Here is a 14,427-nt window from a genome sequence, read left to right on the forward strand (position 1 = left end):
CCGCCCTGTTCCAGATCCCTGAAGGATCCTATTCGAGTTCACTGGCCTTCATGACCGTGATCGGACCCAAGTCGAGCTCTTTCAGCCCGTCTTCGATGGCCTCGCGGTCGCCGACGATCAGCCAGACGAGACTGTCTGGGTGCACCACCTCATCAGCCGCAGCCTTGATCGTATCAAGATCAAGGGACTGATAGGTCTCGGTCAGCGACGCCGGGTAATCCCATGCGCGGCCATAGCGGGCGCTGGAGGTCAGGCTGCCCAGCACACTGCTGGCGGTCTCATAGGCCCCTGGCAGTGAGCGGACATTGTTCATGACTGCGCGCTGCAGCTCATCTTCCGTTGCCGGACGAGTCGTACGATACTCGTTCAGCTCCTTGACCAGCTCCTGCACGGACTCCTTGGTCTTGTCGGTCTGGACCGGCGCGTAGACCATGAATGGCCGCTGGCCCCGGGCACCCTGAAGGAAGGTATAGGCGCCATAGGCCCAACCCTTGTCCTCACGCAGGTTCATGTTGACCCGGGCGGAGAACTGACCGCCCAGAATGTCGTTCATGACCGAGATCGCTTCGGCATCATCAGACCCGCTCGGCGGTGCAATGTGACCGGCAAGGATCAGCGTCTGCGGCGCGCCGGGCTTGTCGACGAGGATGACCTTGCCTTTTTCCGGCAGGGTCACTTCGCCTACGTCCTTTTTCGGCAACGCGCTCGAAGGAGCCTTCCAGTTGCCAAAGGCGCGGTCGAGTTCGGATTTGATCTCTGACAGCGACGTGTCACCAACAACGAAGACCGTGGCATTGTCCGGCCGCAGCCAAGTGTTCTGGAACTTCACCAGATCGCCGCGATTGAGGTCAGTGATCGACTGTGTCGTGCCGGAGCCCGTGAACGGCACGCCATAGGCGTGACCTTCAGGGTAGATCTCACCGGGCAGGACCCGCAGTGCGATCTGGACCGGGTTGGCCTTCTCCTGCTCGATACCGGCCAACCAACGTGAACGGAGTTTTTCAACTTCGTCCGACTTGAAGGCCGGGTTCATGACGACATCCGCCATGATGTCGAGTGAGGAGCGCAGGTTCTCTTTCAGCGCCGACAAGGTGACGGTCGTCGTGTCGAGGCTGGAACCGGTGCCGAGATTGGCGCCCAAATTTTCAAGCTCTTCAGCAATGTCGGAGGCGGTGCGTTTCTTCGTGCCCTCATCAAGCATGGAGCCCGCAAAGGAAGCCACGCCGAGCTTGCCACCATCGACGCCATCCGCTGCATAACCCGCATCGAATTGGATCGCGACGTTGACGACCGGCACCGCATCACGCTTCGCGAAAACCAGCTTCATGCCGTTTTTCAGCGTGGTTTCCTGCACCTCTGGGAAGACGAGGTCAGGGGTCGAGTCGACGGCCGGGATACCGGTAGACCGGTCGACGGTGGACTCGGAAACCGAATATTCCGGATACGGCAGGACGTTGAGCTGGTAGTAGCCGGCCTTCATGACGTCACGCGCCACCGCCATCACTTCTTCTGGCGTGGCGTTCTCAATCCACGACAGCTGTTTGGCATAGAAGGCCGCATCATCAGCATAGAGCTCACCCTGCGCCAGGGTCACGGCCTTGCCGCCAAAGCCGCCAACTTTCTCAAGACCACGGATGATCCCGGCCTTGTAGTCGGTCTTTGCCCGCTCGAGCTCTTCCTTGGTAATGCCCTTGGCGAGGAACTCTGCGATGACCTTGTTCATCTCGGATTCGACCATGTCGAGATCCGCATCGGCCTTGGGGTCGACGGTGACAGAGTAGAAGCTCATCAGCTCCTGCCACTGGTTGTTGGCAGATGCAGAGGTCGCGACCTGAAGGTCGTCGATAAAGTGTTTGTAGAGACGGGAGGTCTTGCCGCCGCCCAGCACCTTGGCCGCGAGGTCCAGCAGGGTCGCTTCTTTGGTGGCGCGACCCGGGGCGACCCAGTTCCGGTCCATGCGCGGCTGCGGCACCTGATCATACATGATCTCGTATTTGTTGGTGTCGAGCTTTGGCGCGTTGGATTTAGCGCGCGAGAGTGGCGGGCCAGCCGGGATGTCGCCGAAATATTTCTCGACCAGCGGCTTGGCTGTGGCCGCATCGATATCGCCAGCGATGACGAGGACCGCATTGGCAGCGCCGTAATATTCCTTGAACCAGCTCTTCACATCCTCGAGCGATGCCGCATCAAGATCCTCCATCGAGCCGATGGTGGAGTGGCTGTAGGGATGACCTTCGGGCAGCAGGCCGTCGAGGACGGCATATTCCATGCGGCCATAGGGCTGGTTGTCGCCCTGGCGCTTTTCGTTCTGAACAACGCCGCGCTGTTCATCGAGCTTGTCCTGCGTCACGGCTCCGAGCAGGTGACCCATCCGGTCCGATTCCATCCACAGGACGCGTTCCAGCGCCGGGGTCGGCACGGTCTGGAAATAGTTGGTACGGTCGAACCAGGTCGTCCCGTTGAGGTCGGTTGCGCCGACATCTTCGAGCGGACCGAACCATTCATCGTCATAATTCTCCGAGCCGTTGAACATCAGATGTTCAAAGAGGTGCGCGAAGCCTGTCTTTCCTTCAGGCTCATCCTTGGACCCCACGTGGTACCAGATGGAAACGGCAACGAGCGGTGCCTTGCGGTCTTCATGCACAACGACGCGAAGGCCATTGTCGAGTGTGAATTTCTCAAATGGAATAGACACTTCGCTCGACTGCGCCATCGCGACAGGCGCGGTTGCGAGGGCAACGGGCGCGGTCGCGAGCATGGCGGCGGCCAGAAGGCGCTTCATTTTCATCGGTCAATATCTCCAGCGGCTGAATAGTTGCGGCGGAGACTGGTCCCGGCTTTATCGATAGTCAATACTGACGCGACGCCGCACGACGCGTTTGAACAGATGTTCACCTTGGCGTTGACGGGGGTGAAGAAGGCAAACTAGCCTGGGTTTTGGCGGATCGCTCAGCGTTTCGTCGCCAGTATGGGGGGTAACCCTAGTTCAGTCCCACTCTCCCCCGGGACCGATCCCATATTGGAGAAAGAGCCTGGCGCCGGTCTGGGCGTCAGGCTCTTTCGAAAGATCGAGGATCTACGATTGGCCTAGCGGCCGACCCCGACGCGGCCAAATACGAAGGCCACTATTTCCACCACGAGACGCGCAATGGCTGTGACGAGAATACCAAGCACCGTGCTGTCATTGACGAATGTGCGATACAGTACGGTCGCCTTCTCATCGAGAAAGCCCGGTGTACGAACCGTGTCGACGAACCACGCCGCACCATCCTGCAGCCATAGAATGCCCTTCGGCCAGAACATGAATGACAGGATGAAAATGCCAAGCGCTACAATCGCCGTCGCCAGCAGCTTGCCGCTCGCGCGGAAAAGAATACCCATGGGATGCCCTCAAAATGTTGCCCACACGAACGCTAAACAGCCTGTAAGGTTTGGTCAATGAATGGTTAATGACGCTTGCGTGACACCTCGACAGCGGTGATGGAGCGGCGCATGGCGTCTTGAGCTTTCAAGGAATGATCATGGCCGACCTCCCGCCCTGTCCCAACTGCGCCTCCCCCTATACCTATGAGGACGGGGCGATGTTCGTCTGTCCGGAATGCGCGCAGGAGTGGTCAGCGGCCGAACCATCGGCAACGGACGAGCCCGTCTACAAGGACGCGAATGGCAATCTTCTGACCGATGGTGACACCGTCGTCGTGATCAAGGATTTGAAGATCAAAGGGACGTCGCAGGTGGTGAAGGTCGGGACGCGGGTGAAGAATATCCGCCTCGTGCAGGGCGACCACGACATCGACTGCAAGATCGAGGGTGTCGGCGCCATGAAGCTGAAATCCATGTTTGTGAAGAAGGCCTAGGTTTCGTCCCCACACTGCACATCGGCATGAAAAATGCCCTGGACAGGCTGGTGATCCGTTGCTGAGAAATCAGTGTCCCGCGCGAAGACATTGTCGATGCGCACATTCGGGGAAACGACGAATCCGTCAATGACGCCGCGGAAATTCTCGCCGCGTACATAAGGCTTCTCATTGGTACGGACCGACGGCACCCGGTCATCGGCGGCGATACGCCAGCCGGGCGGCAGGCTGTCAGCCGGGAAGTCGTGGATCCAGAAGAGGTCTTTCTCTTTCGTTGTGTGCGGAAAATCCGTCTTGACCAGCAGCAGGTTCCAGTCGCCGCCAAGGATCACGTGCCGGCCCTTGGCATATTCCGCCGTCGCAAACTGCATCACCTTTTCCAGCTGCGCGTGACGCAAGCCTGCGCTTTCATCGAATGCCGATAGGTGCAGGTCGATGATCGTCCAGTGCGGGCCGCAGGGCTTTTTGGGGACGAGGCGGGTGACGAGCAATCCATATTGCCGCTTTGTACCGGGCAGGATGTCTTTTTCCTCCAGCGGCAGAGGAACGACTTCCGCCTCGCTGGCGGTCATGCGGCTGTAAACGCCAAGGCCGTGACTGAACCGGAAGGGCGGCGGGTTCCATCGCGTATAGAGGTCGGCATAGAACAGGCGATCGTAAGCGTCCAAGGTCCGATCGACCGTGCCCAGAACATCCGTCCACCAATTGACGGGAGAAGGACGTGCCAGCTCCTGCAGAAGGAAGATATCAACATCGGTATTTTGCAGTTCCGATACGATCCGTTTAACGTTCTGGCCAACAACAGATCGGGAAGGCGGCAGGACATTCTCCCCGCCATCAGCGACGAAATCGCTCTGTGCACCAAGACCGCCATAGCCAAGATTCCAGGTCAGGACAGAAATCGTCTCGGTCGCAGGCACCGTCGAACCGCTGCTGGGCCGCTGCCATACGCGGTCAGGCGGCGTCATGCAGCTGACCAAGCCGACACCCGCCGCGCAGAGCAGCACCAGGCCCAATGCCCATTTTTTCATTTCGACGATCCGCCCTCATCCTATCCTCTTCGCGCCTGTGTAGCGCAAGCGCGCGCAGCATTGTAGGCTTTCCCGACTGTCAGGACTGGCACGCGGGGGAAATGCCTTTGTCACAGACTGAACCGATCGCGCGAAAGCCGGCGCTGCCGACCCGGCTTTACCGCGCCCTTTGGACCGCAAATCCGCTTTACGTCATGCTGTTCGGTCTCGTGGTCGGCCTGGTGTTGGTGCTGGCCAGTGCCGTGACCGGCGTCGCCTTCGTCAGTTACCAGACGCCAGACGGGCTGATCAAACAGGTTGGCTTTGTCCCCTCACTCAGCTGGTCCATGACGCTGGTCGTGTTTTTTCCCGGGGCCCTGTTCTGCGCGTTCCGGGCGTGCCGCGTCCTGACCCGCACCATCTTGCGGATGCCCGACCGGCACATGCTGGCCCATCGGGACTGGACGCCAGCCACGACAGAAGATGCCCAAGGCCTGCTTGACGAAATCTGGGGTGCGACCCTGCCTTTTGGTCTTTTCTTCCTTGTCATCGGTCTGTCGTTTGGGACCTGGGACTTTATCGAAGTTGTTGCGCGTCCCCTTCTGTCAGGAGAGTTGGGGGTGGGCGTGGGCGAGGAAGACTTTGTCCATGAAATCGACTGGTCCGTCGCCGCCATTTTGGGCGATAGCGCCACCCGTCCCGGCCCGGGCGTCATGCCGAACCTTGTGTTCAGTGGCCTCGCCTATCTGGCCGTGACGATCGAAACATCACTCCTCATGGCCTTCTTCGGCCTGCTGATCGGTTTGGCCATCGTGCTTTACCGGCTGAGTGATGAAGACCACCGCCTGCGACTGACACCCAATGTCTATAGCGACGATCCGCGGCGCGGCTTTGAAGTATTCGCCCCATTCTTTCTCGTCATGCTTGGCGCAGCGCTGCAGGCCTATATCGCCTGCTATCTCATGCGCATTCAGAACCTGTTTCTGCGGGATGCCGGCTTTGCGCGACTGGATCAGATGCTGTTTCAGGACCTCAGCGACGCCCTGTCCGGGGCGATCGTCGTGCCCCACGATGTAGACAGCTTCATCTATCGGCTGGTTGAAGGATTTCTGGAAGTCCTCGACGCGATGTTCGCGGCTGGGGATCTTTCCGATATCCAGGCGTATACCGGTGCGGCGACGATCCTCGTGGGCGTCCTGATTGCTGTTTTTGCCATGACCGCCGTCCTGCGCAACGCCGCCAGTGAGGCGCGCGAAGAGACCGAAGAGGATCTTGCGAAGCCGGACCAGCGGGAAGCCGTCGAAGCCTATTACAGCATGAGCGCTGAGGAAATCCGCCTACGGATCGGCAAAGCCGACATGGAAGTCTGGCCACTGGAATGGCCAAAGCTGAATGCTTTTCTCACCTTCATCGCTCTCGGCATTGTCTGCTTCATTTTCTACCGTCTCGCCATTCTGTGGTTGGCGGCCCAGGTCATGCGCCTGTTCAAGAAAACGGACGCCTGACCGCTGGAGACCATATTTGATCTTGGCCATGGGGCCGGTCATAGTGATCTCGGAAGAGAGGCCATCATGAAGCGTTTCGTTCTACCCCTTATCGCCAGTATTGGCGCTCTATACGGCTGCGGCAAGGCAGACGCACCGCGCACCACAGAAATTCCTTCGTCACTCAGCGATACGGATTTCGCGGCCATGACGGCGGATTGGTCACCGGAACTGCGGCGGCAGCTGATCGATAATGTCTATGCCGACCAGCGTGCGACCTTCTATCGGCCGTGTCCGGACGAAAAGTCGGATACCGCCGAAACTCAACCGTTCCAGCTAAAACTGCCCGGCAGCAAGACTGATCTTGGCTGTGCGCTGGCGGCCAATGGGCATATCGTCGTCGCTGGTGTTCCTACGGGGGAGAACCGGGAACTCCTCTCCATCGTACATGAGGGGCAGCGACTGCTGCAGGTGGAGGTGGTGAAGAACGGCGTTGAGATCAAACGGGTCGCAACCCTGTTCAATCCGCAGGCGGCGCAATATCTCGTGACGGAAAAACGCCCAAAGGATTCGGCGGACATTGTCGGTGATTGGGGCACGGTTGAAAACCGTCTGCTGAAAAAGGATGCCTCACTCGATATCCTGCGGGCGCTTGCCGGACGCGGAACATTCGACATGGCGAGCATCGGCATTGAGGACCCCCAGGCCGTCGCAGCGCAGATCGAAAAAGAACCGGGCTGCGCACAGACAGGCGATTGCGCGGTCCCGGCCTGCGCGCCGGTCAAACGGGACAACGCCCTTCTGAAGGCCGCGTTTTTCGACGCCCGCGACAAGGCTGATATCTGCAAACGGCTGGCAGCGTGGCGGACTGAGCGACACGATGTCGAGACCCCGTCGGACAAGATCATTCACCGCGCCCTTGTTCTGGCCGTGCACGATGCCGCGCCCGAACTCGATGTCCGCGACAACGGATCGCGGTTCGTCGTCGAGCATTCCCTGTCCGGCTATCGGTACATTACCTTCAACGAACTGGCGCCGGCGCTGTTCACCATTCCGCGCCAGAATTTTGCCGTGGTCGGGGTCAAGGACGCTCGGTGCAAAGGCGGCAAGAAGCGCCAGACCTGCCGCTTTACCGTCAGTGCCCAGCGTTTCCAGCGTGCACTGAACATGCCGAACAGTCCGCTCGCCGACACGCTCAACGCCGTGGCGCAGGACTATGAGAAAGACATGACCATCGAGTTCGAACGCTCATCCGCCCGGTGGGAACCGCTGATCGGCGAAGACCTGGCAGGACTGTTTGAATGGAGCCGCGAGGATGTGACCAAGGGCTTTGTGGACTATTTCCGTGAGATTGATCCCAGCGCCCACTGAACGGGCATCGGAGGACTTGCCCGATCCGCGCGTCTGGGCCAGATGCGCCCGATGACCGACCAGCCCTGGACCGCCTCAATTATCACGCTTTATCCCGACGCCATGCCGGGCATTCTGGGCGCGGGCGTGCTTGGTCGCGGATTGCAGGCAGGCCATTGGGCGCTGGAGACGGTCAATCCGCGCGATTTTGCCGACGACAAACACAGCACCGTGGATGACACGCCCGCTGGCGGCGGTCCGGGCATGGTGATGCGCGCCGACATCCTTGCCAAAACCATCGACAGTCTGGGTCAGGATACGCGGCCACGGCTGGTCATGTCGCCGCGGGGGCGCCCCTTCACCCAGGCCTTTGCCCACGACCTGTCACGCGGCAACGGGGCGGTGTTTGTGTGCGGCCGGTTCGAGGGGATCGACCAGCGGGTGATCGACGGTCGCGCGCTGGAGGAAGTGTCTATCGGCGACTTCGTTCTGGCCGGCGGGGAAATTGCGGCGGCGGCGATGATCGAGGCTTGCGTGCGACTGATCCCCGGTGTATTGGGCGCGCCTTCGTCACGTGAGGATGAGAGTTTCGAACAGGGGCTTCTCGAATATCCTCAATACACGCGACCGAGAGAGTTTGAAGGCCGGGCCATCCCCGAAATATTGCTGTCTGGCGATCATGGAAAGATCGCGGCATGGCGACGGGAGGAAGCCCTTAAATTGACGCGCGCGCGACGACCCGACCTTTATGAGGCTTGGGTCCAATCCGGCGATTACAAAAAGGACGATCAGTCGTCATGAACCTGATTGAACAGCTCGAAGCTGAGCACGTTGCCGAGCTCAACAAAGACATCCCAGATTTTGCCGCGGGCGATACGCTCCGCGTCCAGGTGAAAGTTCGCGAAGGCACCCGTGAGCGCCTGCAGGCCTATGAAGGCGTCTGTATTGCCCGCTCCGGCCGTGGCCTGAACGAGAGCTTCACCGTCCGCAAGATTTCGTTCGGCGAAGGCGTCGAGCGGGTTTTCCCGGTCTACTCCCCGCTGGTCGAAGCCATTGAAGTGGTTCGCCGCGGTAAGGTGCGTCGCGCCAAGCTGTACTACCTGCGCACGCGTCGCGGTAAATCGGCTCGGATCACCGAAAAAGTCGACAACAGCCGCAAGGGTGTTGAAGCGCGCGCCGCCAAGAAGAGCAAAGGCAAGAAAGCCAAGAGCGCCGAATAGGCTCTGGCTCTGCCGATACAATCAAGGCGCCCTTTGGGGCGCCTTTTTTATTGCGCGATGTACCGGTCCTTGCGGTGATTGATTGCGAGGATGCCGTTCAGAACAATGGCGCCGATCACCGAATAGATGACGGTCTTCACGTCCGCGACCGTGAAGGCCAGTGCCAGAATGAAGGTGTCCGTCGCATACATCGTGTAGGCTGCGCGGATCCCCATCTTGTCTTCGAGAAAGACGGCCAGAATGCCGACGCCGCCAATCGTCGTGCGATGCCGGAAAAGAACAAGCAGTCCCGCTCCGATCAGAAGGCCGGCCACCACCGCCCCGGCCAGGGGATGAACATCGCCGATTTCGAGCACCTGCGGCTGTATCGTCGTCAGGACCGTCAGCGAAATCACGGCGAGGAATGTCTTGATCGACAGCCCCCATCCCATGCGCAGGAAAGCCAGCGTGTAAAAGGGCAGATTGATCACGAAAAAGGCCGGACCAAACTCTACCCCAAAGGCTTTGGTAGCGATCAGCGCGAGGCCAGCAACGCCATTGGTCAACAGCCCGGCTGCCGACAGGATCCCCACCCCCAGCGCGCACAACACGGTACCGGACAGTATGGCCTGAGCGTCCTCAAGCGGTGTGTGCTTGCGAGTCGGCGCCGGCCAGCGGCCATGCAGCTGCTTTGTTTCGTCGGCAGCCATCTTTTCGGTAACGGTGGGTGATGCGGCGTCGTTCAAATCGGGTGACCTCAAATGCAGGGTGAACACGCCATTTGGCGTTTTACAGCTGAATGTCGCCTCCCAAGGCCACAGCGGGACGCCGGGGTCTCGTTGGTCGGACGCCGGTCGTTCTCGCCATCTCGCCTTAAAACGCCATATTGGCCCTCATGACCAGTCCTGACGCGCAAAGTTCCGCCCCGACCAGTGATGACCGCCCGCTCAAGGAGCATCCGGGCCAGATTGCCGGCATCGCCATGCGGGAGATCGGTGCCATTATCGGCATTGCCGGCGTCGCCTTGGGATTACTCGCTTTCCTCATGATTGCAGATGAAATGCAGGAAGGCGAATTTGCCAGCATCGACCGCTCCGTCATGCTGGCCCTGCGCAATAGCGGCGACCTGTCCCAGCCCATCGGACCGCATTGGCTGGTGGAGGGGATGGCCGATATCACGGCGTTGGGCGGCTACTCCGTGCTGACGCTGCTGATGGCGATGGTGTTCTTCTATCTCCTCGCGACACGGCGGATCCAGAGCGCCTTTCTGACGATCTTCGCCGTCCTGTCCGGCACGCTGATGAGCACGATGCTGAAGATGTTCTTTGGCCGAGATCGCCCCGATCTTGTCCCGCATCTCGTGGACGCCACAAGCGCCAGCTTTCCCTCAGGGCACTCCATGCTGTCTGCCGTCAGCTATCTGACCCTCGGCGTGCTTCTGGCCCAGTCCCATGACAGCAAGCGCCTGCGGTTCATGTTGATGGGTTATGCGGTGCTCATCACCGTTCTTGTCGGCTGCAGCCGGGTCTATCTGGGCGTACACTGGCCGACTGATGTGCTGGCGGGATGGAGCTTTGGTGCGGCATGGGCCTCCCTGTGGTGGGTCATTGGATGGGGCCTGCGCCGATGGCGGTCGACCCGGCAACAGGCAGAACCGACGGACTGAACGCCAGCGCCCCTTGCTCTGGCGTCGTTCTCCGCCAATAAGGAGGCGTTCCTGCCCTGGGGGCGGCCATTAGCCGAAGACCGATACCGATATGAATGAGCCGCATTTTGAGCGCGTCGCCCTGATCGGCCTTGGCCTGATCGGCTCGTCTCTTGCGCATGCCATTAAACGCAGTGCGCTGGCTGGCCATATTGTGGGCACCGCACGCAGCGAAGCCACGCGCGCGACTGCTCTTAAGCTCGGTTTTCTGGACAGTGCGGTTCCCACCGTTGCCGAGGCGGTGAAGGACGCGGATCTGGTGGTTCTGTGCACCCCGGTGGGCACATTCGGGCGACTGGCCGCCGAGATGGCGCCGCACCTCAAACCCGGATCGATCGTGACAGATGTGGGCTCGGTCAAGGGGGAGGTCATCAATGCCGTTGCCCCGCACCTGCCCGACGGCGTGCACTTTGTCCCGTCCCACCCGGTAGCCGGGACGGAGCATTCAGGGCCGGAAGCCGGCTTTGCCGAACTCTTCGACAATCGCTGGTGCATCCTGACGCCACCGCCCGAAGCTGATGCTGTCGCTGTCGAAACGACCGTCAAATTCTGGGAAGCTTGCGGCGCGAAGGTCGAGGTGATGGACGCCCAGCACCATGATCTGGTCCTCGCCATCACGTCCCACATTCCGCACCTGATCGCCTATAATATCGTTGGCACGGCCGCCGATATGGAAACGGTGACCCGCAGTGAAGTCATCAAGTTCTCAGCCGGGGGCTTTCGTGACTTCACCCGCATTGCTGCCTCCGATCCCGACATGTGGCGGGATATCTTCCTGACCAACAAGGATGCTGTGCTGGAGATGCTGGGGCGGTTCAGCGAGGACCTGTCGTCTCTGCAGCGGGCCATCCGCTGGGGCGATGGGGAAGCGTTGCACAGTCTCTTCTCCCGCACCCGCGCCATCCGCCGCCAGATCATCGAAGCGGGACAGGAAAGCCCGACGACAGATTTCGGCCGCCGCGGAAGTGACGGCTCTTAACGTTGATTTAGACCGATTGCGGCCAGATAGCTGTGATCGGGCCGCGACGTCCGACTGAAACCATGCCTGAAGCCCACCCCGACGTGCAGGACCCTATGAACCGACACCTGATCTACACCAATGGGCGCAGCGGCAGTAATGCCTTTGTCCAGCTTCTGAACCAGCATCCTCAGGTGACGAATTACGGCGAAGTGCTTGGCGACTGGACCCTGCCCGGCAAGCATATCCGGCCCCGGTTCAGTGGTCCTGATGGCAATGCCCGGTATCTGGACTGGTTCTATGACGACCCCATGGCGTTCCGCGCCGCGCAGGCTGTTTCCTACCTCTCCCGCAAGCGCCGCGGCGCGGCGACCCATTATCGTCGGCGCCAGGACATCAAATCCATCGGCCTGAAGGAGTTTGCGAGCAATTTTCACAAGATGGGTCTTGAGGATTACCTCGCCGACCGCGCCGATATTCATCTGATCACATTGCTTCGCGAAAATACGATTGCCCGCTACCTGTCCTCTGAGACCCTGCGCCAGACCGGTACGGTGGCGCGCAAGGACGGTGATGACAAAAGCGAAGTGCCGGCCCTCGCCTTGCCCACCGACGGGCTTGTGGCGGAACTGGACCTCATCGCCCGGGAAAATGACTGGGTCCGCGAGGGCGCCAGCCGCCATCAGGGCCCGGTGATGAACGTTCTTTACGAGGATTATTTTTCGGCCGACGAAGCCGGTCAGCGCGCAGCTTTGGAAGAGATGCAGCGCTTTATCGGTGTGGACCCCGTGCCCCTGACCCTTGAGCACAAGAAGCTGCGCAAGGCGCCCTTGTCCCAGTCAATCTCGAACTTTGACGAGGTGGCGCAGGTCCTGTCCGGGACGTCCCATGCGGCGTGGCTCGATAAAAGCTGACCCGCCCGCGACGCGGTGGCCAATTGCCAGCCAGCGGCATCCCGCTAAATTCGGCCCATGAGCCGATCCATCGCCATTGAATCGATGCCGCCCACCGTGACCGGGAAGGCAGGCAAAGACACGCTCGCCCCCGTGGCGGCCGATGACGACATGGCGTTTCATGCGCTTTTATACCCTAACCGCTCGCTGACCTGGAGCGGCTTCCGGCAGGTCATGGGCCTCGTCATCGCCGTCAATATCATCAACGCAGTGGTGTATCTGACCATGGGCGCCTGGCCCGTCGCGTTCTTCTGCGGCGTCGACATTCTGATCGTCTGGCTGGCGTTTCAGCTGTCCTATGCCCAGGGCAAACGCCATGAGCGCATCATGCTGACGGGGGATGCCCTGTGGGTATCGCGGGTGCTGCCCTCAGGCCATGAGACGCGGTGGAAGCTGTCGCCGGTCTGGGTGAAGGTCCTCATCGACAGGCCTGCCAAGCATGAAAGCCAGCTGCGGCTGGTGCAGAACGGCCGGACATTGATCGTTGGCAGCTTTCTGTCCCCCAAGGAGCGTGGGGAACTGGGCGACGCACTGCACAAGGCGCTACGCGACTATCGGGCCCCGGTCTTTTCCTGACCAAAACTTTTCTCGCCGCAGCCTTCCGGCATCGCTAAGACACCTTCCATGATTGGTTATATCCTGTTCTGCATCCTGTTCCTTGGCGCCTGTGCCGGGATCTACTGGTACTGGTTTCGCAAGGTGTCCGAAGACCTGGCCGTTGGCGCCCAGGCCGAGCTGGCGCATCTGCGCAAGGCGGATCCGGCTCTGGTCAGTGATCTGGATGACGACGCCTTCGCCCGCATCTATACGCGCGTGAACCAGCCGCGTTTTCCGCTCTACGCTCTCGTGACCGTCGCTATATTTCTGGTGGGCACGCCAATCGTCCTCATCCTGATGTCGGCGTTTTCCTACTACAGCCTGCTATGGGGATGGACGCCGCAACCCAATGAGGTGGCGCTGGACCTGTACCTGACGGCCGACAGCACGTCGCTTGTGCGCAAGGCCAGCCCCGAACAGCTGGCCTATATGGTGCAGGATTATGCAGGCTTCTATTACTTCTTCGGCCTGCTGATCTTCTGGATCGCTATCGCTTATCTGACGATGAGCCAGTATCACCGTCGAGCGCCAGGGTCTCTCCGGGAAGAGGTGTTGCGCTCGCGGTAAGGCCATCATTCGGCAGGGAGGGCTCGCGATTGCGCTGGTCCTCGTAGCCACCTTCAAGAACGGTGCCCGAGCGACTGGGGTCATAGACAAAGACCCGGTCGCAATAACCGCATTCCGCGTACCCCTTGTCACCGATCGTGTAGAAGACCCGCGGATGGCCGAGTGCCCCGCCCGGTCCCTGACAGGCCACACGCCGCTGTTCGGTGAACAGCACTTCCATGGCGTCCTGCTCATAAACGACTTCGGCAAGAATTTCTTCGAGCGGGCGGACCGGATGATGTGCGGCCATGAGGGTCTCTTTCACTGAACGGGCAATTGACCCGCGGTTTGGCAAAATCACTGCGCGCCTGCAAGCGCCCTAGGGCTGGTAAGCCTCATCGATACAGCGAATGAGGCTGCCATCCGGGTCCAGCAGATAGAACAGCCGCACGACGCCGCCCTCCACCGTAATCTCTGACAGGCGGGGGAACTGGTCTTCCGCCGTCGGGATCTCGGCGGCCCTGCAGATGGCGTGAAAACCGTCAAGGTCGTCGAGCCGGAGACAGGCGCTGAACCAGCTGGATCGAGGGTCGACCGGCATGGGGAAGAATTCGACCTCCAGCGCCGTGCCCTTGGCGAGGATCATCCAACCGTCATCGCGATAGCCGCGAACGAACCCCAGTTTGGCGAAAAAAGCCTCGGTGCGATCAAAATCGGCGCTGGGAAGATTGGCAGTAATGCGATCAGCCACATGGCCTCCTGTCATGA

General features: G+C 60.4%; 15 protein-coding genes and 1 pseudogene. 10 read left to right on the top strand and 6 right to left on the bottom strand.

What is annotated here, in order from left to right:
• Positions 1-28: 28 nt before the first annotated feature.
• Both RUI03_RS13860 and RUI03_RS13865 read right to left on the bottom strand, forming a co-directional pair.
• Positions 29-2,782 carry a M16 family metallopeptidase gene (locus RUI03_RS13860; protein WP_410795959.1) on the bottom strand — a complete coding sequence of 918 codons (2,754 nt, stop codon included), beginning with the start codon at positions 2,780-2,782 and terminating at the stop codon, positions 29-31.
• Between the two features lie 305 nt (positions 2,783-3,087).
• Positions 3,088-3,381, bottom strand: a complete 294-nt coding sequence (locus RUI03_RS13865) for a hypothetical protein (RefSeq protein WP_317288059.1) — start codon at positions 3,379-3,381, stop codon at positions 3,088-3,090.
• Between the two features lie 140 nt (positions 3,382-3,521).
• On the opposite strand from RUI03_RS13865, the gene RUI03_RS13870 reads away from it, so the two are divergent.
• Positions 3,522-3,857, top strand: a complete 336-nt coding sequence (locus RUI03_RS13870) for a zinc ribbon domain-containing protein YjdM (protein WP_317288060.1) — start codon at positions 3,522-3,524, stop codon at positions 3,855-3,857.
• On the opposite strand, the gene RUI03_RS13875 is transcribed toward RUI03_RS13870, so the two are convergent.
• Positions 3,854-4,888 (bottom strand): endonuclease/exonuclease/phosphatase family protein, encoded by a 1,035-nt coding sequence (locus tag RUI03_RS13875; RefSeq protein WP_317288061.1) that lies wholly within the window; start codon positions 4,886-4,888, stop codon positions 3,854-3,856. The two genes, RUI03_RS13870 and RUI03_RS13875, sit on opposite strands and share 4 nt — an antisense overlap.
• A 107-nt stretch (positions 4,889-4,995) precedes the next feature.
• Here RUI03_RS13875 and RUI03_RS13880 point away from each other — a divergent pair, with 107 nt between their 5' ends.
• The 4 genes from RUI03_RS13880 to rplS all read left to right on the top strand — a co-directional run bounded on the left by RUI03_RS13880 (position 4,996) and on the right by rplS (position 8,921).
• On the top strand, positions 4,996-6,372 hold the full coding sequence (locus RUI03_RS13880; protein ID WP_317288062.1) for a hypothetical protein: 1,377 nt from the start codon (positions 4,996-4,998) through the stop codon (positions 6,370-6,372).
• 66 nt (positions 6,373-6,438) lie between these two features.
• On the top strand, positions 6,439-7,722 hold the full coding sequence (locus RUI03_RS13885) for a hypothetical protein (protein ID WP_317288063.1): 1,284 nt from the start codon (positions 6,439-6,441) through the stop codon (positions 7,720-7,722).
• Positions 7,723-7,773: 51 nt separating this feature from the next.
• Positions 7,774-8,502, top strand: coding sequence for a tRNA (guanosine(37)-N1)-methyltransferase TrmD (trmD, locus tag RUI03_RS13890; RefSeq protein ID WP_317288064.1), 729 nt, complete (start codon positions 7,774-7,776; stop codon positions 8,500-8,502).
• The gene (gene rplS / locus RUI03_RS13895) at positions 8,499-8,921 is read left to right on the top strand and encodes a 50S ribosomal protein L19 (protein ID WP_317288065.1); all 423 of its coding nucleotides are present in this window, start codon (positions 8,499-8,501) and stop codon (positions 8,919-8,921) included. Before trmD ends, rplS begins: the two co-directional genes overlap by 4 nt.
• A 47-nt stretch (positions 8,922-8,968) precedes the next feature.
• Here rplS and RUI03_RS13900 read toward each other — a convergent pair whose 3' ends face one another.
• Positions 8,969-9,646 carry a YitT family protein gene (locus RUI03_RS13900; RefSeq protein WP_317288066.1) on the bottom strand — a complete coding sequence of 226 codons (678 nt, stop codon included), beginning with the start codon at positions 9,644-9,646 and terminating at the stop codon, positions 8,969-8,971.
• Between the two features lie 149 nt (positions 9,647-9,795).
• On the opposite strand from RUI03_RS13900, the gene RUI03_RS13905 reads away from it, so the two are divergent.
• The 5 genes and pseudogenes from RUI03_RS13905 to RUI03_RS13925 all read left to right on the top strand — a co-directional run bounded on the left by RUI03_RS13905 (position 9,796) and on the right by RUI03_RS13925 (position 13,680).
• On the top strand, positions 9,796-10,566 hold the full coding sequence (locus tag RUI03_RS13905) for a phosphatase PAP2 family protein (RefSeq protein WP_317288067.1): 771 nt from the start codon (positions 9,796-9,798) through the stop codon (positions 10,564-10,566).
• Between the two features lie 82 nt (positions 10,567-10,648).
• Positions 10,649-11,584, top strand: a pseudogene (locus RUI03_RS13910) (prephenate/arogenate dehydrogenase family protein); the annotation flags it as partial.
• A gap of 95 nt (positions 11,585-11,679) precedes the next feature.
• Positions 11,680-12,477 (top strand): hypothetical protein, encoded by a 798-nt coding sequence (locus RUI03_RS13915; protein ID WP_317288069.1) that lies wholly within the window; start codon positions 11,680-11,682, stop codon positions 12,475-12,477.
• A 57-nt stretch (positions 12,478-12,534) separates the two neighbouring features.
• Positions 12,535-13,092, top strand: a complete 558-nt coding sequence (locus tag RUI03_RS13920; RefSeq protein WP_317288070.1) for a DUF2244 domain-containing protein — start codon at positions 12,535-12,537, stop codon at positions 13,090-13,092.
• Between the two features lie 48 nt (positions 13,093-13,140).
• Entirely contained in the window at positions 13,141-13,680 is a 540-nt protein-coding gene (locus tag RUI03_RS13925; RefSeq protein ID WP_317288071.1) for a hypothetical protein, read from the top strand.
• Here RUI03_RS13925 and RUI03_RS13930 read toward each other — a convergent pair.
• Both RUI03_RS13930 and RUI03_RS13935 read right to left on the bottom strand, forming a co-directional pair.
• The gene (locus tag RUI03_RS13930) at positions 13,601-13,969 is read right to left on the bottom strand and encodes a zinc-finger domain-containing protein (RefSeq protein WP_317288072.1); all 369 of its coding nucleotides are present in this window, start codon (positions 13,967-13,969) and stop codon (positions 13,601-13,603) included. The two genes, RUI03_RS13925 and RUI03_RS13930, sit on opposite strands and share 80 nt — an antisense overlap.
• Positions 13,970-14,038: 69 nt before the next feature.
• The gene (locus tag RUI03_RS13935; protein ID WP_317289657.1) at positions 14,039-14,410 is read right to left on the bottom strand and encodes a bleomycin resistance protein; all 372 of its coding nucleotides are present in this window, start codon (positions 14,408-14,410) and stop codon (positions 14,039-14,041) included.
• Between the last annotated feature and the right edge of the window lie 17 nt (positions 14,411-14,427).

The sequence above is a fragment of the Parvularcula sp. LCG005 genome, from assembly GCF_032930845.1.
In the GTDB taxonomy this organism is placed as follows: Bacteria; Pseudomonadota; Alphaproteobacteria; order Caulobacterales; family Parvularculaceae; genus Parvularcula.